Source organism: Pseudomonas sp. Y39-6, from assembly GCF_023651955.1.
Classification (GTDB): domain Bacteria; phylum Pseudomonadota; class Gammaproteobacteria; order Pseudomonadales; family Pseudomonadaceae; genus Aquipseudomonas; species Aquipseudomonas veronii.
On sequence record NZ_CP069594.1, the window covers coordinates 1 to 24,125 of the forward strand.

At 58.8% G+C, this 24,125-nt stretch carries 19 protein-coding genes; 11 read left to right on the plus strand and 8 right to left on the minus strand.

Annotated elements, in window-relative coordinates:
* The first annotated feature begins 100 nt into the window (after positions 1-100).
* Genes dnaA through gyrB form a run of 4 tightly spaced genes read left to right on the plus strand, consistent with a single transcriptional unit; the run spans position 101 to position 6,306 of the window.
* On the plus strand, positions 101-1,618 hold the full coding sequence (gene dnaA, locus JN756_RS00005; RefSeq protein ID WP_026140277.1) for a chromosomal replication initiator protein DnaA: 1,518 nt from the start codon (positions 101-103) through the stop codon (positions 1,616-1,618).
* A gap of 38 nt (positions 1,619-1,656) precedes the next feature.
* Positions 1,657-2,760, plus strand: coding sequence for a DNA polymerase III subunit beta (dnaN, locus tag JN756_RS00010; RefSeq protein WP_017848945.1), 1,104 nt, complete (start codon positions 1,657-1,659; stop codon positions 2,758-2,760).
* A gap of 20 nt (positions 2,761-2,780) precedes the next feature.
* Entirely contained in the window at positions 2,781-3,884 is a 1,104-nt protein-coding gene (recF, locus tag JN756_RS00015; protein WP_010565854.1) for a DNA replication/repair protein RecF, read from the plus strand.
* 4 nt (positions 3,885-3,888) lie between these two features.
* Entirely contained in the window at positions 3,889-6,306 is a 2,418-nt protein-coding gene (gene gyrB, locus JN756_RS00020) for a DNA topoisomerase (ATP-hydrolyzing) subunit B (protein WP_201021673.1), read from the plus strand.
* Between the two features lie 139 nt (positions 6,307-6,445).
* Here the strand turns inward: gyrB and norW are convergent, their stop codons facing one another.
* Positions 6,446-7,579 carry an NADH:flavorubredoxin reductase NorW gene (norW, locus tag JN756_RS00025; protein ID WP_017848947.1) on the minus strand — a complete coding sequence of 378 codons (1,134 nt, stop codon included), beginning with the start codon at positions 7,577-7,579 and terminating at the stop codon, positions 6,446-6,448.
* Entirely contained in the window at positions 7,576-9,018 is a 1,443-nt protein-coding gene (gene norV / locus JN756_RS00030; RefSeq protein ID WP_017848948.1) for an anaerobic nitric oxide reductase flavorubredoxin, read from the minus strand. Before norV ends, norW begins: the two co-directional genes overlap by 4 nt.
* 160 nt (positions 9,019-9,178) lie before the next feature.
* Here norV and norR point away from each other — a divergent pair, with 160 nt between their 5' ends.
* Positions 9,179-10,702, plus strand: coding sequence for a nitric oxide reductase transcriptional regulator NorR (norR, locus tag JN756_RS00035; protein ID WP_201021674.1), 1,524 nt, complete (start codon positions 9,179-9,181; stop codon positions 10,700-10,702).
* Positions 10,703-10,787: 85 nt separating this feature from the next.
* Here the strand turns inward: norR and JN756_RS00040 are convergent, their stop codons facing one another.
* Positions 10,788-11,990 carry a cytochrome P450 gene (locus JN756_RS00040; RefSeq protein WP_057004921.1) on the minus strand — a complete coding sequence of 401 codons (1,203 nt, stop codon included), beginning with the start codon at positions 11,988-11,990 and terminating at the stop codon, positions 10,788-10,790.
* Positions 11,991-12,190: 200 nt separating this feature from the next.
* Between JN756_RS00040 and JN756_RS00045 the strand changes: the two genes are divergently transcribed.
* The 4 genes from JN756_RS00045 to JN756_RS00060 all read left to right on the plus strand — a co-directional run bounded on the left by JN756_RS00045 (position 12,191) and on the right by JN756_RS00060 (position 15,405).
* On the plus strand, positions 12,191-12,538 hold the full coding sequence (locus tag JN756_RS00045; protein ID WP_017848951.1) for a hypothetical protein: 348 nt from the start codon (positions 12,191-12,193) through the stop codon (positions 12,536-12,538).
* 414 nt (positions 12,539-12,952) lie between these two features.
* Entirely contained in the window at positions 12,953-13,303 is a 351-nt protein-coding gene (locus tag JN756_RS00050; RefSeq protein WP_046381569.1) for a hypothetical protein, read from the plus strand.
* A gap of 283 nt (positions 13,304-13,586) precedes the next feature.
* The gene (locus tag JN756_RS00055; protein WP_046381568.1) at positions 13,587-14,360 is read left to right on the plus strand and encodes an SDR family oxidoreductase; all 774 of its coding nucleotides are present in this window, start codon (positions 13,587-13,589) and stop codon (positions 14,358-14,360) included.
* A gap of 115 nt (positions 14,361-14,475) precedes the next feature.
* The gene (locus tag JN756_RS00060) at positions 14,476-15,405 is read left to right on the plus strand and encodes a LysR family transcriptional regulator (protein WP_046381567.1); all 930 of its coding nucleotides are present in this window, start codon (positions 14,476-14,478) and stop codon (positions 15,403-15,405) included.
* Positions 15,406-15,437: 32 nt separating this feature from the next.
* Here JN756_RS00060 and JN756_RS00065 read toward each other — a convergent pair whose 3' ends face one another.
* Positions 15,438-16,160, minus strand: coding sequence for a response regulator transcription factor (locus JN756_RS00065; RefSeq protein WP_017848955.1), 723 nt, complete (start codon positions 16,158-16,160; stop codon positions 15,438-15,440).
* Positions 16,161-16,597: 437 nt separating this feature from the next.
* Here JN756_RS00065 and JN756_RS00070 point away from each other — a divergent pair, with 437 nt between their 5' ends.
* Entirely contained in the window at positions 16,598-18,871 is a 2,274-nt protein-coding gene (locus tag JN756_RS00070) for a CHASE2 domain-containing protein (RefSeq protein ID WP_201021675.1), read from the plus strand.
* A 182-nt stretch (positions 18,872-19,053) separates the two neighbouring features.
* Here the strand turns inward: JN756_RS00070 and JN756_RS00075 are convergent, their stop codons facing one another.
* From JN756_RS00075 to glyQ, 4 genes are all read right to left on the minus strand, one after another.
* Positions 19,054-19,824: a lysophospholipid acyltransferase family protein gene (locus JN756_RS00075; RefSeq protein WP_017848958.1), complete on the minus strand. Its 771-nt coding sequence runs from the start codon at positions 19,822-19,824 to the stop codon at positions 19,054-19,056.
* Between the two features lie 82 nt (positions 19,825-19,906).
* Complete coding sequence (gene gmhB / locus JN756_RS00080) at positions 19,907-20,446, minus strand: D-glycero-beta-D-manno-heptose 1,7-bisphosphate 7-phosphatase (protein ID WP_169850580.1); 540 nt, start codon at positions 20,444-20,446, stop codon at positions 19,907-19,909.
* Positions 20,446-22,500, minus strand: a complete 2,055-nt coding sequence (glyS, locus tag JN756_RS00085) for a glycine--tRNA ligase subunit beta (protein ID WP_046381564.1) — start codon at positions 22,498-22,500, stop codon at positions 20,446-20,448. The genes gmhB and glyS overlap by 1 nt, the downstream gene beginning before the upstream one ends.
* Positions 22,497-23,450, minus strand: a complete 954-nt coding sequence (glyQ, locus tag JN756_RS00090) for a glycine--tRNA ligase subunit alpha (protein WP_003213601.1) — start codon at positions 23,448-23,450, stop codon at positions 22,497-22,499. The genes glyS and glyQ overlap by 4 nt, the downstream gene beginning before the upstream one ends.
* Before the next feature lie 81 nt (positions 23,451-23,531).
* Here glyQ and JN756_RS00095 point away from each other — a divergent pair, with 81 nt between their 5' ends.
* Entirely contained in the window at positions 23,532-24,089 is a 558-nt protein-coding gene (locus tag JN756_RS00095) for a DNA-3-methyladenine glycosylase I (protein WP_017848961.1), read from the plus strand.
* Positions 24,090-24,125 lie beyond the last annotated feature (36 nt).

The window sequence follows — 24,125 nt, forward strand, 5'->3', positions numbered from 1 at the left end:
TTGGCTGGCCTGTGCGCAACCTACATGTGGATAAGTGGGCGGCCGACCGCTACAATGGCGGCTGTTTTTGCCTCACCGGCTTTCAACTTAGGGGATATCCGTGTCAGTGGAACTTTGGCAGCAGTGCGTAGAGCTTTTGCGCGATGAGCTGCCTGCCCAGCAATTCAACACCTGGATCCGTCCGCTACAGGTCGAAGCCGAAGGCGACGAGTTGCGCGTCTACGCACCCAACCGTTTTGTTCTCGACTGGGTCAACGAGAAGTACCTGAGCCGCGTTCTCGAATTGCTCGATGAACATGGCAACGGCCTCGCGCCCGTGCTCTCCTTATTAATAGGCAGCAAACGTAGCTCCGCGCCTCGCGCTGCGCCGAATGCGCCATTGGCGGCTGCCGCGTCGCAAGCCCAGGCGGTGACGGCTCCGGTCAACCACGCGCCGGCTCCCGCGCCGACGCCTTCGAAATCGTCGGCCCAGAAAAACGCGCCGGCCAATGAAGAGCCGTCCCGCGACAGCTTCGATCCGATGGCGGGTGCCAGTTCCCAGCAAGCACCGGTTCGCGCCGAGCAGCGCACCGTGCAGGTCGAAGGCGCGCTCAAGCACACCAGCTACCTGAACCGCACCTTTACCTTTGAGAACTTCGTCGAGGGTAAATCCAACCAGCTGGCCCGCGCGGCCGCCTGGCAAGTCGCCGACAACCCCAAGCACGGTTACAATCCGCTGTTCCTTTATGGTGGCGTTGGCCTGGGTAAGACGCACTTGATGCACGCGGTGGGTAACCATCTATTAAAGAAGAACCCGAATGCCAAGGTCGTGTACCTGCACTCGGAGCGCTTCGTGGCTGACATGGTCAAGGCCTTGCAGCTCAACGCTATCAACGAGTTCAAGCGGTTCTACCGTTCCGTGGATGCCTTGCTGATCGATGACATTCAATTCTTCGCGCGCAAGGAACGTTCCCAGGAAGAGTTTTTCCACACCTTCAACGCCCTGCTCGAAGGCGGCCAGCAGGTCATCTTGACCAGCGACCGCTACCCGAAGGAAATCGAAGGCCTGGAAGAACGCTTGAAGTCGCGCTTCGGCTGGGGCCTGACCGTAGCGGTCGAGCCACCGGAGCTGGAAACTCGCGTGGCGATCCTGATGAAAAAGGCCGATCAGGCCAAAGTCGATCTGCCCCACGACGCCGCGTTCTTCATCGCCCAACGCATTCGCTCCAACGTGCGTGAGCTGGAAGGCGCGCTCAAGCGGGTCATCGCGCACTCGCACTTCATGGGCCGCGACATCACCATCGAGCTGATTCGCGAATCCCTGAAAGACCTGCTGGCTCTGCAGGACAAACTGGTGAGTGTGGATAACATCCAACGCACCGTGGCCGAGTACTACAAGATCAAGATTTCCGATCTGCTGTCCAAGCGCCGTTCGCGCTCGGTGGCACGTCCGCGTCAGGTGGCCATGGCACTCTCCAAGGAGTTGACCAACCACAGCCTGCCGGAAATCGGCGATGTCTTCGGTGGTCGCGACCACACCACGGTCTTGCACGCATGCCGCAAGATCAACGAGCTTAAGGAATCCGACGCGGATATTCGCGAGGACTACAAGAACCTGCTGCGTACACTGACTACTTGATGACACCAGCGCAGCTTATTAAGGCAAGGGACTAGACCATGCACTTCACCATTCAACGCGAAGCCCTGTTGAAACCCCTGCAACTGGTCGCAGGCGTCGTCGAGCGCCGACAGACCTTGCCGGTGCTTTCTAACGTATTGCTGGTTGTCGAGGGCCAGCAATTGTCCTTGACCGGCACCGACCTGGAAGTCGAACTGGTGGGTCGCGTTCAGCTGGAAGAGCCCGCTGAACCTGGCGAGATCACCGTGCCCGCGCGCAAGCTGATGGATATCTGCAAAAGCTTGCCCAACGACGCGCTGATCGACATCAAGGTCGATGAGCAGAAGCTGGTGGTCAAGGCCGGCCGCAGTCGCTTCACCTTGTCGACCTTGCCGGCCAATGACTTCCCGACTGTGGAAGAAGGCCCGGGTTCGCTGACCTGCAGCCTGGAGCAAAGCAAACTGCGTCGTTTGATCGAGCGCACTAGCTTCGCCATGGCCCAGCAGGACGTGCGCTATTACCTCAACGGTATGTTGCTGGAAGTGTCGGAAGGCATTATTCGCGCCGTGGCCACCGACGGTCACCGCCTGGCCATGTGTTCGATGAAGGCCGATATCGGTCAGCCGGACCGTCATCAGGTGATCGTGCCGCGCAAAGGTATCCTTGAACTGGCGCGTCTGCTCACCGAGCCGGACGGTATTGTCAGCATCGTCCTGGGCCAGCATCATATCCGCGCCACCACTGGCGAGTTCACCTTCACCTCCAAGCTGGTTGACGGCAAGTTCCCGGATTACGAGCGTGTACTGCCCAAGGGTGGCGACAAGCTGGTGGTCGGTGATCGTCAGGCCCTGCGTGAGGCGTTCAGCCGTACTGCGATTCTGTCCAACGAAAAGTACCGGGGTATTCGCCTGCAATTGGCCAACGGCCAACTGAAAATCCAGGCCAACAACCCGGAACAGGAAGAAGCGGAAGAAGAAGTGGGCGTCGACTACAACGGCGGTTCGCTGGAAATCGGCTTCAACGTGAGCTACTTGCTCGACGTACTGGGTGTGATGACCACCGAACAGGTTCGCCTGATTCTGTCCGACTCCAACAGCAGTGCGCTGGTGCAAGAATCCGATAACGATGACTCGGCTTACGTTGTTATGCCGATGCGTCTGTAATCATGCTCAGCAGAAGCTAGATGTCCCTCAGTCGCGTCTCGGTCACCGCGGTGCGCAATCTGCACCCGGTGACCTTCTCCCCCTCCCCCCGCATCAATATCCTCCATGGCGCCAACGGCAGTGGCAAAACCAGCGTGCTGGAAGCCATCCATTTGTTGGGGCTTGCCCGGTCTTTCCGCAGTGCCCGCCTGTTGCCGGTGATTCAGTACGAACAACTGGCGTGTACGGTGTTTGGCCAGGTCGAGTTGGCTGAAGGCGGCCACAGCAGCCTGGGGATATCCCGTGATCGCGGGGGCGAGTTTCAGATCCGCATCGACGGGCAAAATGCTCGCAGCGCGGCGCAGTTGGCGGAAATCCTGCCGCTGCAACTGATCAACCCCGACAGTTTCCGTTTGCTCGAAGGCGCGCCGAAAATCCGTCGGCAGTTCCTCGATTGGGGAGTGTTCCACGTGGAACCGCGCTTCATGGCCACTTGGCAGCGCCTGCAGAAGGCCTTGCGGCAGCGGAACTCATGGCTGCGGCATGGTACACTTGACGCCGCGTCGCAAGCAGCCTGGGACCGGGAACTGTGCCTGGCCAGCGACGAAATAGATGAATACCGCCGCGCCTATATCAAAGCCTTGAAACCAGTCTTTGAGCAGACCTTGAGTGAGCTGTTGGACCTCGAAGGGCTGACGCTGAGCTACTACCGCGGTTGGGACAAAGAGCGTGAACTGAGTGCAGTGCTCGCCACGTCCTTGCAGCGGGATCAGCAAATCGGCCACACCCAGGCCGGCCCCCAGCGCGCTGATTTGCGTCTTAGGTTAGGCGCACATAATGCCGCGGATATCTTGTCCCGCGGCCAGCAGAAGCTGGTGGTATGTGCATTGCGTATCGCCCAAGGGCATTTGGTTAGCCAGGCCCGGCGCGGTCAATGTATTTATCTGGTGGATGATTTGCCGTCAGAACTCGACGAGCAACACCGCCGAGCGTTATGCCGCTTGTTGGAAGACTTACGCTGCCAGGTGTTTATCACCTGTGTAGACCACGAATTATTGAGGGAAGGCTGGCAGACGGAAACGCCAGTCGCTTTGTTCCACGTGGAACAAGGCCGTATCACCCAGACCCACGACCATCGGGAGTGAAGGCATGAGCGAAGAAAACACGTACGACTCGACCAGCATTAAAGTGCTGAAAGGTTTGGATGCCGTACGCAAACGTCCCGGTATGTACATTGGCGACACCGATGATGGTAGCGGTCTGCACCACATGGTGTTCGAGGTGGTCGACAACTCCATCGACGAAGCTCTCGCCGGTTACTGCGACGACATCAGCATTATCATTCACCCGGATGAGTCCATCACCGTGCGCGACAACGGTCGTGGCATTCCGGTAGACGTGCATAAAGAAGAAGGCGTTTCGGCGGCAGAGGTCATCATGACCGTGCTCCACGCTGGCGGTAAGTTCGACGACAACTCGTACAAAGTATCCGGTGGTTTGCACGGCGTAGGTGTTTCCGTAGTAAACGCCCTCTCCGAATTGCTGGTGCTGACCGTGCGTCGCAGCGGCAAGATTTGGGAGCAGACCTACGTTCACGGTGTTCCGCAGGAACCGATGAAGGTTGTTGGCGAAAGCGAAACTACCGGTACCCAGATTCACTTCCGTCCTTCTGACGAAACCTTCAAGAACATCCACTTCAGCTGGGACATTCTGGCCAAGCGGATTCGTGAACTGTCCTTCCTCAACTCCGGTGTCGGCATCGTCCTCAAGGATGAGCGCAGCGGCAAGGAAGAGCTGTTCAAGTACGAAGGCGGCCTGCGTGCGTTCGTTGAATACCTGAACACCAACAAGACTCCGGTCAACCAGGTGTTCCACTTCAACGTCCAGCGTGAAGACGGCATCGGCGTGGAAATCGCCCTGCAGTGGAACGACAGCTTCAACGAGAACCTGTTGTGCTTCACCAACAACATTCCGCAGCGCGACGGCGGTACTCACCTGGTGGGTTTCCGTTCCGCGCTGACGCGTAACCTGAACACCTACATCGAAGCCGAAGGCCTGGCCAAGAAGCACAAAGTTGCCACCACCGGTGACGATGCCCGTGAAGGTCTGACTGCGATTATTTCGGTGAAAGTACCGGACCCTAAGTTCAGCTCCCAGACCAAAGACAAGCTGGTGTCTTCCGAAGTGAAGACCGCCGTGGAACAGGAGATGGGCAAGTACTTCTCCGACTTCCTGCTGGAAAACCCGAACGAAGCCAAGCTGGTTGTCGGCAAGATGATCGACGCAGCGCGTGCCCGTGAAGCCGCGCGTAAAGCCCGTGAGATGACCCGCCGCAAAGGCGCGCTGGACATCGCCGGCCTGCCGGGCAAACTGGCTGACTGCCAGGAGAAGGACCCTGCCCTCTCCGAGCTGTACCTGGTGGAAGGTGACTCTGCTGGCGGTTCCGCCAAGCAGGGCCGTAACCGTCGCACCCAGGCCATCCTGCCGCTGAAGGGTAAGATCCTCAACGTCGAGAAAGCACGCTTCGACAAGATGATTTCCTCCCAGGAAGTCGGCACCTTGATCACGGCGTTGGGCTGCGGTATCGGCCGCGACGAATACAACATCGACAAGCTGCGCTATCACAACATCATCATCATGACCGATGCTGACGTCGACGGTTCGCACATCCGTACCCTGCTGCTGACCTTCTTCTTCCGTCAGTTGCCGGAGCTGATCGAGCGCGGCTACATCTACATCGCCCAGCCGCCGTTGTACAAAGTCAAAAAGGGCAAGCAAGAGCAATACATCAAAGACGACGACGCCATGGAAGAGTACATGACGCAGTCGGCCCTGGAAGACGCCAGCCTGCACTTGAACGAAGAAGCACCGGGCATTTCCGGTGAGGCGCTGGAGCGTCTGGTCAACGACTTCCGCATGGTCATGAAGACGCTCAAGCGTCTGTCGCGCCTGTACCCTCAGGAGCTGACCGAGCACTTCATCTACCTGCCGGCCGTGAGCCTGGAGCAGTTGGGCGATCACGCAGCGATGCAGGATTGGCTGGCCCAGTACGAAGTGCGTCTGCGCACCGTCGAGAAATCCGGCCTGGTGTACAAAGCCAGCCTGCGCGAAGACCGTGAACGTAACGTGTGGCTGCCCGAGGTCGAATTGATCTCCCACGGCCTGTCCAACTACGTCACCTTCAACCGCGACTTCTTCGGCAGCAACGACTACAAAACCGTGGTCACCCTGGGCGCACAACTGAGCACCCTGCTGGACGACGGCGCTTATATCCAACGTGGCGAACGCAAGAAGCAGGTCAGGGAATTCAAGGAAGCCCTTGACTGGCTGATGGCCGAAAGCACCAAGCGTCACACCATCCAGCGCTACAAAGGTCTGGGCGAGATGAACCCGGATCAACTGTGGGAAACCACCATGGACCCCGCTCAGCGCCGTATGCTGCGCGTGACCATCGAAGACGCCATTGGCGCAGACCAGATCTTCAACACGCTGATGGGTGATGCGGTCGAGCCTCGCCGTGACTTCATCGAGAGCAATGCTTTGGCGGTGTCTAACCTGGATTTCTGATCGGGTGTAGGAACTCACAAAAGCAGCTGACGTTCACACTATGCTGCTTTCGCCGCGCTACAAAAAAGGCCAACCCCTGCGGGTTGGCCTTTTTTTTGCCCGTATGTCCAGGAACGCGCGAGAGCTCTGCCAATTGGATTCACAGCGAGAGTTGCCGTAATAGTGTAAAGGCCTGCTTCATTTGGTCTTCACTGACGACGAACGCACGTAGCTGCCCTGCCATGTCCAGACCTTTGGCTATCAGCCCCTGTGCCTCAAGGCTGATCTGCCATTGCAAGTCCTTGCGGCTGGTTTCTCCGGCCAGGTGCAGCGGCATTTCCGGTGTCTTGACCTTCACCAGCATCGCCGGGAACTTAACTTCCTCATTCCCACCCAGCACATTACGCGCCAGGGTCATGGCGCTTACCTGAATAGGTTGCAGAAACGGCAGTAGCTTGCCCTGGATTTGCGCGCAATCGCCAACGGCGAATATGCGTGGGTCAGAGGTGCACATGCGTTCATCAACTTCAATGCCACGGTCCACTCGTAAGCCAGCCTGTGTGGCTAACGTCGTATCGGGTTTCAACCCAATTGAGGCAACGATCACATCGGCGCTGATGTGTCGGCCGTTGGACAACGTCGCCAACAGGCCATCGTTTCTCTTTTCAATGGATACCAACGCCTGGTTAAACAGCATTTCCACACCCATCTGGCATAACCGGTGCTGCAGGCGGCTGCTCACCTCAACAGGAAGCAACGATGCGAGCAGGCTGCAGGACTTGTCCATCAGCACCACCTGCTTTCCAGCACGATTGATGTCCATCGCCAGTTCACTGCCAATCAAGCCGGCCCCGAGGATCAGTACGCGCTGTGCAGCCCGCAGTGCATGTTGTGCATGACGGTATTCCTGCTGGCTGTTCAGCGTCACCATCCACTCCCGCCCGGGAATCGGCGGAACCATGGCTTGCGCCCCCGTGGCGAGAATCAGTTGGTCGTAGCTGAATGCCTCATTCCCGGCGCTAACACGCTGGTTTTCGCGATCAATCGCAGTGAGCTGGCAGCACGAGTTCAGGGTCAACCGATACATCTCGGCAAACTCTGCTGCAGGCTGGCGAGTCATGTCGTCTGCGGTCTGATTGAGACTGACGACGTGACTCAGGTCGGGCTTGTTGTACTCATCGCAACTGTCTGCAGCGATCAATCGAATGGGCACCGCCGCATCGAGCCGGCGCAAGTTCTTGACCACCTGACGAGCCGCGAAGCCGGAGCCCACAATGACGATTTCCCGGTTCATGTCGCCTCCGAAGGCAGCTCATCGAACACGGATTTACCCATTGAACATTCAGGGCACAGGAAGTAATCAGGCACATCACACCAGGCCGTACCGGCCTGCACATCCTGCATCGGCTCGCCGATCGCGGGGTCGTAAATCCATTGGCAGACACTGCAGCGCATGCGCAGGCCGTTGTCCGCGATGGGGTCTGCCTGGGCAGTTGCGGTGGCTGCAGCGGGTGCGACATGTGCAGCCGTCGATGGATGCAGCGCCCATTGCCGAGCGATTTCGCGGCCATGAGCCCGGCAAACCTCAAGCGCCTCGCCGTCCGGCCGCCACTTGGCTTTGAGCGCCAATGTGGTTTCAAAACCAGCGTCCATCAAGCGCGTCTGGATACGGTCTACCGCCCCGCCATTCCAGCCGTAACTGCCAAACGCCGAAGCCTTTTTGTCACGAAAACGCAGCCCGGTTATTTCCTCCAGCAGCGCGGCGACTTTCGGCATCATCACGTTGTTCATGGTGGACGAGCCCACCAAAACGCCTTTTGAGCGGAACACGTTGGTCAGAATCTCATTCTTGTCGTGGCGCGCGACGTTGAAAATCTTCACCGCCACACCTGGATCGACTTCGTGAATACCCTGCGCGATGGCATCGGCCATCATGCGGGTGTTGTTCGACATGGTGTCGTAGAACAGGGTGATGCGATCCTCCTGATAGTCCGCCGCCCATTCCAGATAGCGGTGCACGATCTGCGTCGGATTATCACGCCACACCACGCCATGAGCGGTGGCAATCATATCGACCGGCAGGTTGAAACCGAGGATCTCGGTAATCTTGGCAATGACCAGGCGACTGAAGGGGGTGAGGATATTGGCGTAGTAGCGTTGGCACTGTTCGAACAGTTCGTTTTGATCCACTTCATCATTAAACAGGTGTTCGTCGCAGTAATGCTGGCCAAAGGCGTCGTTACTGAACAGAACGGCATCGCCGGTCATGTACGTCATCATGCTGTCCGGCCAATGCAGCATCGGGGTTTCCACGAAAACCAGCTGTTTGCCATTGCCGACATCCAGGGTGTCGCCGGTATGGACGACGTGGAAATTCCATTCGGGATGATGGTGATGACCGTTGATCGAGTCCACGCCATTGGCGGTGCAATAGATCGGCGTATTCGGGATCAGCGACATCAACTCTGTCAGCGCTCCTGCATGGTCCTCTTCCGCATGGTTGATGACGATACAGTCCAGCGTGTTCAGGTCGATTTCCATCGCCAGGTTCTGTATGAACTCCCGACTGAACCTGTGATCAACCGTATCAATCAGTACGGTCTTTTCTTCACGGATCAGGTAGCTGTTATAGCTGCTACCTTTGTGGCATTTGTATTCTGTGCCATGAAAGTCCCGCACTTCCCAATCGCGCTGACCGACCCAATGAATGTTGTTTTTGACGTGAATTGACATGACCTACCTCGGTATAGAAATGATGTTCTACACCGAAGATGGCAACCTTCGTGCCACATAATAACTAGTTGATTTAAAAGGAAAAATAAAACAATGATTGTCAATATGACATTGCCCGACTATTGTCTTTATGACTAATTCATTGTCAAAGTGACAAACCATGAGTCTCTCCGTTGAATCCCTGGCACGCATCGCTATTGAGCTGCAAAGCGGCATTTCCCATCAGGACCGTTTTCAACGTCTGATCAATACCCTGCGCCAATTGCTGGGTTGCGACGCCTCTGCCTTGTTACGTTATGAACAGCGACTGTTCCGTCCGCTGGCGATCGATGGCCTGGCACCGGATGTTCTGGGGCGCCGCTTCAGCCTTGATGCACATCCACGTCTGGAAGCCATCGCCCGCGCCGGTGACGTGGTGCGCTTTCCGGCAGAGAGTCATTTGCCTGATCCCTATGACGGCCTGATCCCGAGCCGGCAGGACCTCAAAGTACATGCCTGCATCGGGTTACCGTTGTTCGCGGACCAGACACTGATTGGCGCGCTGACGATCGATGGCATGGACCCGGCACAGTTTGATCACTTCAGCGACGAAGAGCTGCGACTGGTGGGCGCCCTCGCTTCTGCTGCCTTGACCAATGCGTTGCTGGTCGAGCAACTCGAGAGTCAGACCATTACGCCTCTCTCCATCAGTCATGTCCCGGCGGGCAAACCCGGCACCGAAATGGTCGGGCTCAGCGAGGTCATGCAACAGTTGAAAAGAGAGATCGAAATGGTGGCAGGTTCCGACCTGAACGTTTTGATCACTGGAGAAACCGGGGTCGGCAAGGAACTGGTCGCCAAGGCGATACATGAAGGTTCATCACGCGCCAGTCACCCTGTGGTCTATCTAAACTGCGCTGCGCTGCCGGAGTCAGTGGCTGAGAGTGAGTTGTTCGGCCATGTCAAAGGTGCCTTCACCGGGGCGATCCATCATCGCACCGGGAAGTTCGAAATGGCCGATAACGGCACACTGTTCCTCGACGAAATCGGTGAACTGTCGCTGAGCCTGCAAGCAAAACTGCTGCGGGTATTGCAATACGGCGACCTGCAACGGGTTGGTGACGATACCGTCTTGCGGGTCAACGTAAGAGTGCTTGCCGCGACCAATCGTGACCTGAAGCAGGAGGTGCTGAACAATCGCTTCCGGGTCGACCTGTTCCACCGTTTAAGCGTGTTCCCTGTGCATGTGCCGCCACTGCGTGAGCGTGGGCAGGACATCACATTGCTAGCGGGTTTTTTCTGCGAGCAGAGCCGGGTACGCATGGGATTGCAACGGGTGGCGCTGGCTGCCGGTTGCCTGTCGTTGCTCAAGCAGTATTCGTGGCCAGGAAACGTTCGCGAACTGGAGCATGCTGTTTATCGAGCGACAATCCTTGCTCGTGCGACCCAGCAAAGTGAAGAGCTGCTGCTGGAAGCACAGCATTTCAATCAAGTACCCGAACAGCTGGCAATACAGCCTGTTGCTGTGGATGTTCCTTCCAGCAGCGTTGGCCAATGCCTACGGGACGCGACGGATAGCTTCCAGCGTCAGCTGATTGAAAGCACGCTGAAAAATTGCGCAGATAACTGGTCTGCCTGTGCGCGAATGCTCGATATGGATGTGGCCAACCTGCACCGACTGGCGAAGCGGCTCGGTTTGAAATAACACTCGCGGCCGATCAGGGCTCAATGCAGGTCAGTCATGCTGACCCACATGTCGCCCTCGCCGCCAAGCTGTCCAGCATAAAACGCTATCGGATCTCGGGGGGAAGGCCGGCGCCCAGCGGTTGGGACGGCGGTTTCTGAATCTGCAGGTGTAGAGAAGAAAACCCGCCGGCAGGGAAAAACGCGTTCACTGGTTCTTTATCCGGCGCCAGCGTAATCCGGCTGGTGCGTCCAAGCAGTTCCTCCATCACGATCCGTAGCTCCAGTCTGGCAAGCGGCGCACCGGGGCAGACATGAATGCCGGCGCCATAGAGCAGGTTCAGCTCGGGATCGCGATCGAGGCGCAATTCATCGGGATCTCCAAAGACCGCTTCGTCCCGATTGGCGGACGCCCAGTTGAGGGCAATACGCGAACCCTTCGCCAGCGTGCGCCCGCCCAGCGTGACCTCTTTCGTAGTCACCCGACGGTTCATGATCAGTGGCGCATGAATACGCAGTATTTCATCAATGGCGACAGGTAACAGCGCGGGTTGTTCGCGCAATCGCTGCTGCCACCCGAAGTTGGTCGCCAGATAGTGCGCAAGAATGCCGACCGAGGCGGAAATGGTTCCGAGTTCGCCGACTGTCCAGTTACGTAGAATGCTGACGATCTCGTCGTCCGTCAGGGGCCTTCCCAAGGACTGATCGCGTAGCAAGAGGGTCGTGATGTCATGCGATGCAGCAGCGCCAGCGGTACGGCGCACGTCCAGCAGATCCTTGATGTAACCGTCAAACTCAAGGGCCACGGCACTCAGGGCCGCCTCGTCTCGGGACAGCGTGGCCGAGTGATTCTTCAGCGTCCACAGGCGCAGCGGTTCATGAAAATCCGCCGGCCAACCCAGCCAGGCACACTGGATCTGCAACGCAAAGATCTGGGCAAATTCGCCGATCAGTTCTGCACGGCCTTCATCCGGTAATGCCTGCACCAGACGAACCGCTATGTCACGGCACGTCGGCGCAAAGGCATCCATATGCTCCGGGCTGAAATAACGCTCGATGAGGTTCCGGTACGCCGTATGTTCGGGCGGATCCATTCCGTTGGGGACCGCGGGGAAACGCGAGACGGCATTACTGAAGGTTTCATGATCGTTAAGTACGCGCAGCACATCCGCATGCCTGAATAACGACGTATAGCCATATTGACTGTGTGCGACCGGGCAACGGTGGCGCATGTCGTCATAGGCTGTCGTCTGATCCTTTAATACGGCTTCAGACCTGGGATCCCAATCCGGTAGCGATTTCTTGTCCATCGTTTACTCCATAAACCCGTCCCGCTGAGAACCCGGAAACAAGGAAGCAAGGTTTGTCGGCCTACTTGTACTCGGTCGGGACATGTAGGAAATACCCGCTAGACTGAAACCATGCACGACGTCCCTACGTCGGCATCACTTGGGTGAAGTCTGTACGGGCTTATAGGGAAAATCGGCTATTAGCTAGCCAGGGGGTTGTGATGAGTAAGCTTCAGCAGTGGGTAAACTCGCAGGGCAGCACTGCGCTGTGGGTGGTGTTCTGGCTCTACGGGGTGGTGCTCAGCAATGTACTGTTTGGCCTGATTCTGGTCGCCTTCAACAAAGTTGCACCCTCCCTGTTTGGTCTAATGCTGCTGGGTTTTGTGGCCTACACCGCGTGCATGCTCAATGCGGTATGGCGCAATGCGGATAATGTCAGTGACCCCCTCTACGGTCAGATCGCTCGTTTCCTCACGGTGGCCTGGTCGATCAACGCGGTATTGGTTTCGGGCTTTCTCTTCCTGGGCCATCTGAATGCCGTCGCCCTCCCCCTGCCGCTGCCTTTTTGATTCCAGATAACCTGGGCCCTCAATGTGGGGTTTGAACGTTAGAGCCCAGGTCATTGCGCCGTTGCGATTATCGCGCCAATTGATTGTCTGCATAGTTGATCAATATCAATTCCATTATTTCTGTCGATCGCCATCACCGTTTCAACGCTATCTCAAGTGCAACAACTCGATCTTCGCTCATGACGCATAGCGGCTCTGTAGAGCGTTGAGCGCTGTTCAACCCCTCCCTTCAACAAATTGCCTCAACCGGCGATAGGAAGTCATATTGACTATTCCTTTGTCATTATGACCTTTTTCGAGTTAGGTCATAATGACAGTGTTGTTATTTAACTAGTTGATATTAAACAATAAAATTGTTGGCCCGGTTTGTGTATTAGGTAATGAACTTAACGCAAACCCCAAAGGGACAATCTCATGACTCGTACCATCGCGCTCAGTTTCACCCTGTGTACACTGCTGTCTCCGCTATGCCAGGCAGACCAGATAATCCGTGTAGTCCCCGACACAACCGCCGGCAAGGGGGTCGGCGTTTTGACCGGAATGATGGTTGGCGCGGTAGGTGGCCCGATTGGAGCATTAGTCGGCGCAGCTGGCGGATTTTTCGCCGGCAGTGCGGTGCAAGGAGGCATTGGCAAGTCTGAAACCGCTTATGAAGTGAAAAACGCGCAAGGCGAGATTAGTACGGTGCGCTCACCCAATGGGCGTTTTGAAGTCGGGCAACAGGTCACCCGTAAAGGTGTGCGACTGGTGGCATCTGAGGAGTAAGAGGCTCCCGTCTGCGTCTTCCCAAGCATTCCAGGCCCTCCGTGGAGTTGCACACATAGATGGTTCGGCTAATCCTCACCGATTAGCTGAACATCACGAAAAGAGCCCGTCAAATCGCGGGCTTTTTTTGCATTCGATCCGGGTTTTTATTACGTGACCTTCCCCGCTCCAATCTGCCTGATTGGGGTGTTTTTCTGGATTATTCATCCAGTCATCCACGGTTTATCGCCGCGTTGAAGCGGCCTAATCTCGATTCTCCATCGATTCGTGAAGGAGATTCTCCATGGCAGACCATTCCATTAAAGGCAAAGTCGTTCTCATCGCGGGTGGCGCGAAGAACCTTGGCGGTCTCATCGCCCGTGATATGGCCGCACAGGGTGCCAAGGCTGTCGCGATCCATTACAACAGCGCCGCGTCCAAGGTTGATGCCGATGCCACGGTTGCCGCCGTTCAGGCCAGCGGCGCACAGGCCGTCGCGCTGCAGGGGGATCTGACGACGGCCGGCGCCATTGAGAGGTTGTTCGCCGATACCATCGCCGCGGTCGGCACACCCGACATCGCCATCAACACCGTTGGCAAGGTGCTCAAGAAGCCGATGGCCGAGGTGAGTGAAGCCGAATACGACGAGATGAGCGCGGTCAATTCCAAGACCGCTTTCTTCTTCCTCAAGGAGGCGGGCAAGCACCTCAACGACCATGGCAAGATCTGCACGATAGTGACGTCGCTACTGGGCGCCTTCACGCCGTTCTATGCCGCCTATGCCGGCACCAAGGCGCCGGTCGAACACTACACCCGAGCGGCCTCCAAGGAATTGGGCGCGCGCGGTATTTCGGTGACAGCGGTCGGTCCGGGGCCGATGGATACGCCGTTCTTCTACCCGGCCGAAGGCGCCGACGCGGTGGCCTATCACAAGACCGCCGCCGCGCTCTCGCCGTTCAGCAAAACAGGCCTGACCGACATCGAGGATGTGGTGCCTTTCATTCGCCATCTGGTCAGTGACGGCTGGTGGATCACCGGCCAGACCATTCTCATCAATGGTGGGTACACCACCAAGTAAATCCATTATCCGCAGTGTGATCTTCGTCGCCATCCGCTGCTGGGGCGCCGTACAATCGACGCAGAGCAGGCGCTCCTGGGCAGGCTGACGTCGGGACCATCGGCAGGGCAGATACATGGACAGATTCGACCAGTACCGCGTATTCGCCAAAGTGGCCGAGATGGGCAGCTTCATCAAAGCTGCCAACGCGCTGGAGATGCCACGAGCGTCGGTGTCTGCGGCCATCCAGCAGTTAGAGGCTCAACTGGGCGTGCGCCTGCTGCATCGCACGACGCGGCAGGTACGGCTGACACCCGATGGGGAGCAATTGCTCAGCCGTGTGCGCCCGGTGTTGTGCAACGTCGAAGACATCGACCAGTTATTCCAGGCCAGCCAGCGGCAAGTCTCCGGCCGGCTGATCATCGATGTGCCCAGCCGCATTGCCCGCCGCGTCATTGCGCCAGCGCTGCCCGGCCTGTTGCGTTGTCATCCCCTGCTTCAATTGATTTTGGGTTCTACCGACCGGGCCATCGATCTGGTGCAGGAAGGTGTGGACTGCGCGGTGCGCGTTGGCGCGCTGCATGACAGCAGTCTTGTGGTGCGGCCGCTGGGTCAGATTGCCTTGATCAATTGTGCGAGCCCGGCCTATTTGCTTGAGCATGGAGAGCCTCAGCAGCCTGCGCAGCTACTCGATGGACATTGGACCATCGGCTATGCGTCGCCGAAGTCGGGCAAGGAACTGCCTTGGGAATACCTGTCCGGCGACGGCAGCGTGCAGCGGTTCGACGTACCGAGCCGGGTGATCGTGAACAATGCCGAAAGCTATATCGCTTGCTGCCTTGCAGGGTTGGGGTTGATCCAGATCCCGCGCTTCGACGTCCAACACCTGCTGGACTCACGACAACTGGTGGAGGTCATGTCGAGTTACTGTGCCGCTTCGATGCCGGTATCCCTGCTCTACCCGCACCGCCGGCAGCGTTCGCAGCGACTGGATGTGTTCCACGAGTGGTTCGAGGCATTGATGCGGCCGTATTTGGATAGCCGCCACGTCTCTCTGCATCAATAAAGCCAAATGCTCCACGTGGAACATCGGCATTTTTAACCCGCTGAAGCGGCCGCCACACTCTCCAAGCGGTAGCCGTATCCATAGATCGTCAACAACTGCCAACCCCGATCCGCGGTTAACCCCAGCTTGTTCCGCAGCCGATAGATATGTGTGTCTAGCGGCCGCGACGAGACCATTTCTTCATGGCTCCAGAACCGCTCATACAGATACTCGCGAGACAACGGCCGCGCCAGGTTGGCGAACAGGCAGCTGGCCAGGCGGTATTCGCGTTCGGTCAGGTTGATCGGTTTGCCCGCACGGGTGACGGTCAGTTCGGCGTCGTCAAAGGTCAGGTCGTTGAAACTTTGCACTTCAGACGTCGCCGACTTTTGCAGACCGTGGCGGCGCAGGACGGCGTTGACCCGGGCTTTGAGTTCATTCGGGCGAAAGGGTTTACTGACGTAATCGTCGGCGCCGCTGTTCAGGGCGGTGACGATATCGCTTTCGGCATCGCGGCTGGTAAGCATGATCACGGCCGGGGGCGATTCCATGTGTTCACGGGTCCAGCGCAGCAAGGCGATGCCGCTGATGTCGGGCAACTGCCAGTCGAGGATCAGCAGGTCGAAGGTTTCCCGGCGCAGTTGGCGCAGCAGGTCTTCACCGCGTTCGAAGCAATGCACAGACCAGGGCTGTTCCAGGTTGCTGGGGATCTGTCGCAGTGTCTGTTCCACCCGCTGCAATTCAGCGGGTTCGTCATCCAGTATTGCGACACGCATGGGTGGGTCCTTTCTACTTGGAAATATTTCAGCTGTCGGCCGGTCGAAGAGCGGGCGTCCTTGCTGCGCAGATGCCAGTCATTGAATCTGAAGAATTGTGCTCAGATTCAACGACCCTTTGGATCTCTCGGTACGCTGATATCAAAGGGCCGTTAACGCTTTGAAAAACCATGCGACTCAGGGGGAAAGATACCGACTCCCGTGCGTAAGGAAAAGGATCAGTGCCGCTGGCATTGCATAGCCGTGCGGGTAGCTGATACTGCGCCCCGATGTACGGTATGTTTCAACGAACGCATTCAGGAAAACCCCCGGGGCGATCAAAATGAGCTTCACTGGGTTCAGCACCACACCGCGCACCACCTGGAGGGAGAAACCGGGTCTATGACATCTTCAACTGTCCATTTTCAGCAGCGGTGCGGGTTCCTGGCGGTCGCCCTGTGATGCTGTGGCGCAAGGCCGAAAAACGCCAGCCCACCCAGGCGCAGTTGTTGTTCCATGGCCTGTTTCGGGAGTGGCTGTGGATTGGCCTGGTGTTGCTGCCCTTTACTGCATATTTGTCCTCAAGTGCGGGCCTGGCCTTCAATAATCCGCTGTATGACGGCCTGCGCCGCCTGACCCCTCTGCCGGTCGATCCGCGCATTTTGCTGGTGACCATCGATGACCAGAGCCTGAAAAAGCTCGGCCAATGGCCATGGCCGCGCAGCCTGCATGCCGACGTCATCAACCGTCTGAGCGCTGCCCAACCCGCGGGTATCTTGTTCGATGTGATCTTCAGTGAGCCGCGCAACGCCACGGATGACCAGCGCCTGGCCAATGCCGTGTGCAACGCTGGGAATGTTTTGCTTCCCCTGGAACGCGATGGCGGCGCGAGCCAGCCGGGCGAACAGCTGTTGCCGCTGCTCAATTGCGCCAAGGGGCTGGGCCATATCAACGTCGAAGCAGACAGCGACGGTGCCGTCCGCAGCCTGTATCTGCGTGAAGGCCCGCCTGGGAACACCCTGCCGCAGTTGGCATGGCTGGCGTATACGTTGAGCGGGCAAACCGCGCAAATGCCTGGACGCAGCGAACAACCCAACAGTCTGCGCTGGCATCGGGAATATAGAGTTCGCGTCCCGTCCACGTCTGAGCCGCATGGGTTTCCCAGTGTGTCCTACGCCAGCGTATTGCACGGCGAAGTGCCGGCCGAATTGCTGCGCGACCGCCTGATCCTGGTGGGCGCCAGCGCCTATGGGCTGGGGGACCGTTTTGTGACGCCGCTCTCCTCCACTCCGGATACCACCGCCGGTGTGGAAATCCAGGCCAATGTGCTCAACGGCTTGCTGCAGGAGCGCAGCATTGTCGACCTCCCCGGCTGGCTCGCGGCACTGATCGCCACGGCCTGGGTGGCGTTGTTGCTCGGCCTTTTGCTGTACCGCCCACGTTACGCGCTGTGGATGACCTTGGGTTGCATGGCCGGCGCGTTGCTCGGCGCGTGGGCGCTGTTACGCCTTGGCCATTGGTGGTCGCCCGCGGCCTGCCTGATCGGTATGTTGCTCAGCTACCTGATCTGGAACTGGCGCCGCCTGAGCGTGATCCTTGCCTACTTTGGCTGGGAACTGGCGCGCCTGGACAACGAACCCAAGGTGCTGCCCGAACGCCGCCGAGCGCCCGCGAACAAAGGCGATGTGTTGCAAGGGCGCATCTTTGCCCTGGAGCAGGCCGTCAGCCGCACCCGTGACACCCGACGCTTCATGGCCGATGGCCTCGAATGCCTCCCGGTGGCGACCCTGATCACCGACCCGCGGGGCAACATCCTGTTGGCCAACCGTATTGCCCGCGACGTATTCGGCAATGATCTGGTCAACCAAAACCTGCTCGAGCAGCTCGCCGACCTGGGTTATCCACCCCTGCATAACGGCGTGCGCCCTGCCTTGTCCGCCCTGGAAATCGTCGAGTTCCGGGACATCCACCAACGCAGCCTGCGCATGGAAATCGCACCCTTGCTGCCCGCCGAAGGCGATGTCGCCCTCGGCTGGCTGCTCAGCCTGACCGACTTGAGCAAGGAGCGCGAAGCCCAGCAACACCGCGAAACCATGCTGCGCTTCCTGTCCCACGACCTGCGCGCGCCGCACTCGGCGATCCTCGCGTTGCTGGATGTGCATAACGCGGAGTCGCCGGTGTTTGCCCAGATCGAGCAGCAGGTTCGACGCGCCTTGAGCCTCACCGAATCATTCGTACAACTGGCGAAAGCCGAGGCTGACGGCTACCACTTCCAGCCAAGCCTGTTTGCCATGCTGGTGATGGATGCGTTCGATCAGGTGGCGGTGATTGCGCAGCTCAAGGGCATCCAGTTGATCCACGACCTGGATGAAGCGGATGAAGGCATGGTGTCGGCCGATCAATCCCTGCTCACCCGCGCGTTGTTCAACGTGCTGGAGAACGCGATCAAATACTCGCCGGCCGGCACCACCGTGAGGTTGAGCCACGGCAGCGCGCAAGGTTGGCTGGAGTGTCGCATCAGCGACCAGGGCCCGGGCATTGCGGCAAAGGACTTGCCGGAACTGTTCAGCCAGTACCGCCGCTTCGATTCTGCCCAGGGTAGCGAAGGCCTTGGGTTGGGCCTGACCATGGTCAAGGCCGTTGTGGAGCGGCACGGTGGCCGTATCTGTTGCGAAAGCGTGGTGGGCAAGGGCACCACATTCACCCTGCAGCTGCCCCAGTTGGAAGACTGACAACACGTGCTTTTGCGCTGTGTATAAAAAACCGGTCTCAAGGACCGGTTTTTTTATCCAAAAAAAACTTATGCACGTTTTTAGTATTTTTATGAGTTCAGGAAATATCTAATAAAATCATCTTGTTATGAAGAGAAAATGCCATTTTGCCAACAAACCGTACACAGGTTATCCACAGATGCTCAGGCCACCGGCGTGTCCACCGCCACCGGCTCCGGCGGCAGCGAACCCATGGCGCGTTGCTGGGCTTCATTCCAGGCGGCGGCGCGGTCATTCAGTGCGGCAATTGCACGCGGTCCTTCACCTTCGGCGTACATCGGTTCCCCGATCACCACGGTGATGGTGCCTGCACGTTTTGCCCAACCGGTTTTTGGCCAGTACTTGCCGGCATTATGTGCAATCGGCAACACGGGCAGGTGGGCGTTGACGGCCAATGCCGTGCCGCCACGTGAGAACTTGCCGACGGTGCCGTAGGGCACACGTGTACCTTCCGGAAAGATCAGCACCCAGACGCCGTCCTTGAGCAGCTCGTCGCCCTTTTTGGCCACGTGCTTGAGCGCCGCCTTGGGGTTGTCGCGGTCGATGGCGATCGGGCGCAGCATCGCCATCGCCCAGCCGAAGAACGGCACATACAGCAGCTCGCGCTTGAGCACTTGGCTCAGGGGCGAGAAGTACGCCGAGAGGAAGAACGTCTCCCACGTGCTCTGGTGGTTCGACAGAATCACGCAGGGCTGATCCGGGACGTTTTCCGCGCCCTTGACCTCGAAGCGGATGTTCAGGAACACCTTGGTCAGCCACAGCGCGCAGCGGCACCAATAGACGTTGATGAAGCGATAGCGCGCCTTGAACGGCAGAAAAGGCGCGATAAAAAAGCTCAGGGTGCACCAGAGAAACGAACTGGTGCCCAACAGCAGGTAAAAGAAGAAGGTTCTGATGGCCTGCAAAATCGACATGGCGGCATTTACCGTTGCGGGACACAGCCCGCCTGTTGAAGGCGCACTCCCGAACAGTCCTTGGTCAGGCAGTCGAGGGCGGCTAGTTGTTGATAAGTTCTGCGGCAACCGCCGCCAGATCGTCAAAAATCAAGGTGCCTACCGGCAGGTTTTTCGCCTGGGTCTTTTCGCCTTTCCCGGTCTTTACCAAAACTGGCTGAGAGTCGACGGCTTTGGCCGCCTCCAGGTCACCGAGGCTGTCCCCGACGAACCATAGCCCAGCCAGGGGCACGTTGTAATGTTCTGAAATAGTTTTCAACATGCCAGGCTTGGGTTTGCGGCAATCGCAGCCCTCATCCGGCCCGTGGGGGCAGTACACCACCAGCCCCACCTCACCGCCCTGCTCCGCCACCAACGTGCGCAAGCGCGCGTGCATGGCGTCCAGGGTTGCGATGTCGTAGTAGCCGCGGGCGATGCCGGACTGGTTGGTGGCGACGGCCACCGTCCAGCCGGCCTTGCTCAACTGCGCGATGGCCTCGATCGCGCCGGGCAGTGGGATCCATTCCTCCACCGACTTGATGTAAGCGTCGGAGTCGTAATTGATCACCCCGTCCCGATCGAGAATCAGCAGTTTCAACATGATCAGCCCAATACGGAAATGTCAGCGATGTTGATGAACAGACCGCGCAGACGCGCCAGCATGGCGTAGCGGTTTTTCCGCACGCCGGCATCTTCGGCATTGATCATCACCGCTTCGAAGAACGCATCCACCGGCTCGCGCAAGGTAGCCAGGCGCGCCAGTGCTTCGGCGTAGTTGCGTTCGGCGATCAACGGTTTCACCGCATTTTCCGCCTTGGCGATGGCCGAGTTCAGCGAGAACTCCTTGGCATCGGCGAACAGGCCTGGGTCGACATCGGCATTGCCAAGGTTGTCGGCCTTGCTCAACAGGTTCGACACGCGCTTGTTCACGGCGGCCAGGGCCTCGGCTTCCGGCAGTTTGCGGAAGGCCTGCACGGCTTGCACGCGCTGGTCGAAGTCCAGCGCCGAACCCGGTTGCAGGGCACGTACCGACAGGTACACCGAAACGTCCACGCCTTCGTCTTCGTAACGCGCACGCAGGCGGTCGAACACGAACTCCAGCACTTGCTCGGCCAGGCCGGTTTGCTTGACCTTGCCGCCGAACTGGCCGACCGCGAACACCACGGCCTGGGTCAGGTCGAGGTCGAGCTTCTTGTCGATCAGGATCCGCAGCACGCCCAGGGCCGCACGGCGCAGGGCATACGGGTCTTTACTGCCGGTAGGCAGCATGCCGATGCCGAAGATCCCGACGAGGGTATCCAGCTTGTCGGCAATGGCCACGGCCGCACCGGTCAGGGTGCTCGGCAACTCGGCGCCAGCACCGCGCGGCATGTACTGCTCGTTCAGGGCCAGGGCGACATCGTCCGGCTCGCCGTCGTTGAGGGCGTAGTAGTAACCGGCAACGCCTTGCATTTCCGGGAACTCGCCGACCATCTCGGTGGCCAGGTCGCACTTGGACAGCAGGCCAGCGCGCGCAGCCCAGGCAGCGTCACCGCCAATGCGCGGGGCAATGTAGGCGGCCAGTTTGGACACGCGCACAGCCTTGTCGTAGACGCTGCCGAGTTTTTCCTGGAACACCACGTTTTGCAGGCGCAGGTTGAAGTCTTCGAGCTTCTGCTTCTTGTCTTGCTTGAAGAAGAACTCGGCGTCGGTCAGGCGCGGGCGCACGACTTTTTCGTTACCGGCGATGATCTGCTGCGGGTCCTTGCTTTCGATGTTGGCCACGGTGATGAAGCGCGGCAGCAATTTGCCGTCCACGTCCAGCAGGCAGAAGTACTTCTGGTTGTCCTGCATCGTGGTGATCAGCGCTTCTTGCGGTACATCGAGGAAGCGTTCTTCGAACGAGCACACCAGCGGCACCGGCCATTCAACCAGGGCGGTCACTTCGTCCAACAGGCTTGGCGGCACGATGGCGGTGCCTTCCTGCAGGCGGGCCAACTCTTCGGTGCGCTTGCTGATCAGCTCGCGACGCTCGTTGGCGTCGGCCAGCACATAGGCGGCGCGCAGGTCGTTGAGGTAGTTGGCCGGCGCGGTGATACGCACGCTTTGCGGGTGGTGGAAGCGGTGACCACGGGAATCGCGGCCGGCTTTCTGGGCAAGGATGGTGCAATCGATGACCTGGTCACCGAGCAGCATCACCAGCCACTGGGTCGGACGCACGAACTCTTCCTTGCGCGCACCCCAGCGCATGCGCTTGGGGATCGGCAGGTCGTTCAGGGAGTCTTCGACGATGGTCGGCAACAAGCTGGCAGTCGGCTTGCCTTTGATGACCTGGCTGAAACGCAGTTTCGGGCCGCTCTGGTCGATCTCGCTCAGCTCGACGCCACACTTCTTGGCAAAACCCAGCGCTGCTTGGGTCGGGTTGCCTTCGGCGTCGAAAGCGGCCTGGCGTGGCGGGCCGTCGAGGTTGATGCTGCGATCCGGCTGCTGGGTTTCCAGCGCGGTCAGCAACACCGCCAGGCGACGCGGCGCGGCGTAGACTTTTTTCGCCTCGAACTTCAGGCCGGCGCTTTGCAGGCCTTTTTCGATACCGGCCAGGAACGCATCGGCCAGGGTGTTCAGTGCCTTGGGTGGCAGCTCTTCGGTGCCCAGTTCAACCAGAAAATCTTGAGCACTCATTGTGCAGCCTCCAGCTTAGCCAACACTTCATCACGCAGGTCCGGGGTTGCCATCGGGAAGCCCAGCTTGGCGCGAGCCAGCAGGTAGGCTTGGGCGACGGAACGCGCCAGGGTGCGAACACGCAGAATATATTGCTGGCGCGCGGTCACCGAGATGGCGCGGCGGGCGTCCAGCAGGTTGAAGGTATGGGACGCCTTCAACACCATTTCATAGCTCGGCAACGGCAGCGGCTGGTCCAGTTCGATCAGGCGCTTGGCTTCGCTTTCATAGAAGTCGAACAGTTCGAACAGCTTCTCGACGTTGGCGTGTTCGAAGTTATAGGTCGACTGCTCCACTTCGTTCTGGTGGAACACATCGCCGTAGGTCACTTTGCCGAACGGGCCGTCTGCCCACACCAGGTCGTAGACCGAATCCACGCCTTGCAGGTACATGGCCAGGCGCTCGAGACCGTAGGTGATCTCGCCGGTCACCGGGTAGCACTCGATGCCGCCCGCTTGCTGGAAGTAGGTGAACTGCGTGACTTCCATGCCGTTCAGCCAGACTTCCCAGCCCAGGCCCCAGGCGCCCAGGGTCGGCGATTCCCAGTTGTCTTCGACGAAACGGATGTCGTGGACCAACGGGTCGAGGCCGACATGTTTCAGCGAGCCGAGGTACAGCTCCTGGAAGTTGTCCGGGTTCGGCTTCAATACCACCTGGAACTGGTAGTAATGCTGCAGACGGTTCGGGTTTTCGCCGTAGCGGCCGTCAGTCGGGCGCCGACTGGGCTGCACATAAGCGGCGTTCCAGGTTTCCGGGCCGATGGCCCGCAGGAATGTAGCGGTGTGGAAAGTGCCGGCGCCTACTTCCATATCGTAGGGCTGAAGTACCACACAACCTTGCTCGGCCCAGTACTGCTGGAGGGCGAGGATCAAGTCTTGGAAGGTACGCACGGCTGGCGTAGGCTGGCTCACGAAATTCACCTGTTACTTGGGCTGCGATTTAAAGAGCGGGAGTATACCCGATTCGGCCGCGCCACCATCCCCTGGAGCCTTATGCCACGCTGCTTTTGGTGTTCTGAAGATCCGCTGTACATGGCTTATCACGATCAGGAGTGGGGAACGCCGCTGCGCGATGCGCAGGGTTTGTTCGAGTTACTTTTGCTCGAAGGGTTCCAGGCGGGCCTGTCCTGGATCACCGTTTTACGCAAACGCGAGCATTATCGAAAGGTCTTGTTCGGTTTTGATGCACAGCGCCTGGCGCGGCTGAGCGATGCCGAGATCGAAGCGTTGATGCTCGACCCAGGCATCGTGCGCAATCGTCTGAAGCTCAACGCCACCCGCCGCAACGCCGCGGCCTGGTTGGCGCTGGAGGACCCGGTGGGGCTGCTGTGGTCGTTTGTCGGCGGCGTGCCCAAGGTCAATCACTTCAAGGACCGCAGCGAAGTCCCGGCGATTACCGCCGAAGCCGAGGCCATGAGCCGCGCGCTGAAAAAAGCCGGTTTCACCTTCGTCGGGCCGACCATTTGCTACGCGTTCATGCAGGCCTCGGGCATGGTCATGGACCACACCCAGGACTGCGACCGTTACGCGGACTTGGCCAACGCCGGTTAGAATGCGTGCTTTGCGCACCACACACGATCAGGAGTG

Bases quoted from the DNA above. Each gene is read 5' to 3' on its own strand.
- JN756_RS00055 (WP_046381568.1), top strand. From the start codon at position 13,587: ATGGCAGACCATTCCATTAAAGGCAAAGTCGTTCTCATCGCGGGTGGC.
- norW (WP_017848947.1), bottom strand. From the start codon at position 7,579: ATGAACCGGGAAATCGTCATTGTGGGCTCCGGCTTCGCGGCTCGTCAG.
- JN756_RS00050 (WP_046381569.1), top strand. From the start codon at position 12,953: ATGACTCGTACCATCGCGCTCAGTTTCACCCTGTGTACACTGCTGTCT.
- JN756_RS00095 (WP_017848961.1), top strand. From the start codon at position 23,532: ATGCCACGCTGCTTTTGGTGTTCTGAAGATCCGCTGTACATGGCTTAT.
- JN756_RS00045 (WP_017848951.1), top strand. From the start codon at position 12,191: ATGAGTAAGCTTCAGCAGTGGGTAAACTCGCAGGGCAGCACTGCGCTG.
- JN756_RS00040 (WP_057004921.1), bottom strand. From the start codon at position 11,990: ATGGACAAGAAATCGCTACCGGATTGGGATCCCAGGTCTGAAGCCGTA.
- JN756_RS00065 (WP_017848955.1), bottom strand. From the start codon at position 16,160: ATGCGTGTCGCAATACTGGATGACGAACCCGCTGAATTGCAGCGGGTG.
- gyrB (WP_201021673.1), top strand. From the start codon at position 3,889: ATGAGCGAAGAAAACACGTACGACTCGACCAGCATTAAAGTGCTGAAA.
- recF (WP_010565854.1), top strand. From the start codon at position 2,781: ATGTCCCTCAGTCGCGTCTCGGTCACCGCGGTGCGCAATCTGCACCCG.
- dnaN (WP_017848945.1), top strand. From the start codon at position 1,657: ATGCACTTCACCATTCAACGCGAAGCCCTGTTGAAACCCCTGCAACTG.
- norR (WP_201021674.1), top strand. From the start codon at position 9,179: ATGAGTCTCTCCGTTGAATCCCTGGCACGCATCGCTATTGAGCTGCAA.
- JN756_RS00060 (WP_046381567.1), top strand. From the start codon at position 14,476: ATGGACAGATTCGACCAGTACCGCGTATTCGCCAAAGTGGCCGAGATG.
- norV (WP_017848948.1), bottom strand. From the start codon at position 9,018: ATGTCAATTCACGTCAAAAACAACATTCATTGGGTCGGTCAGCGCGAT.
- JN756_RS00075 (WP_017848958.1), bottom strand. From the start codon at position 19,824: ATGTCGATTTTGCAGGCCATCAGAACCTTCTTCTTTTACCTGCTGTTG.
- glyS (WP_046381564.1), bottom strand. From the start codon at position 22,500: ATGAGTGCTCAAGATTTTCTGGTTGAACTGGGCACCGAAGAGCTGCCA.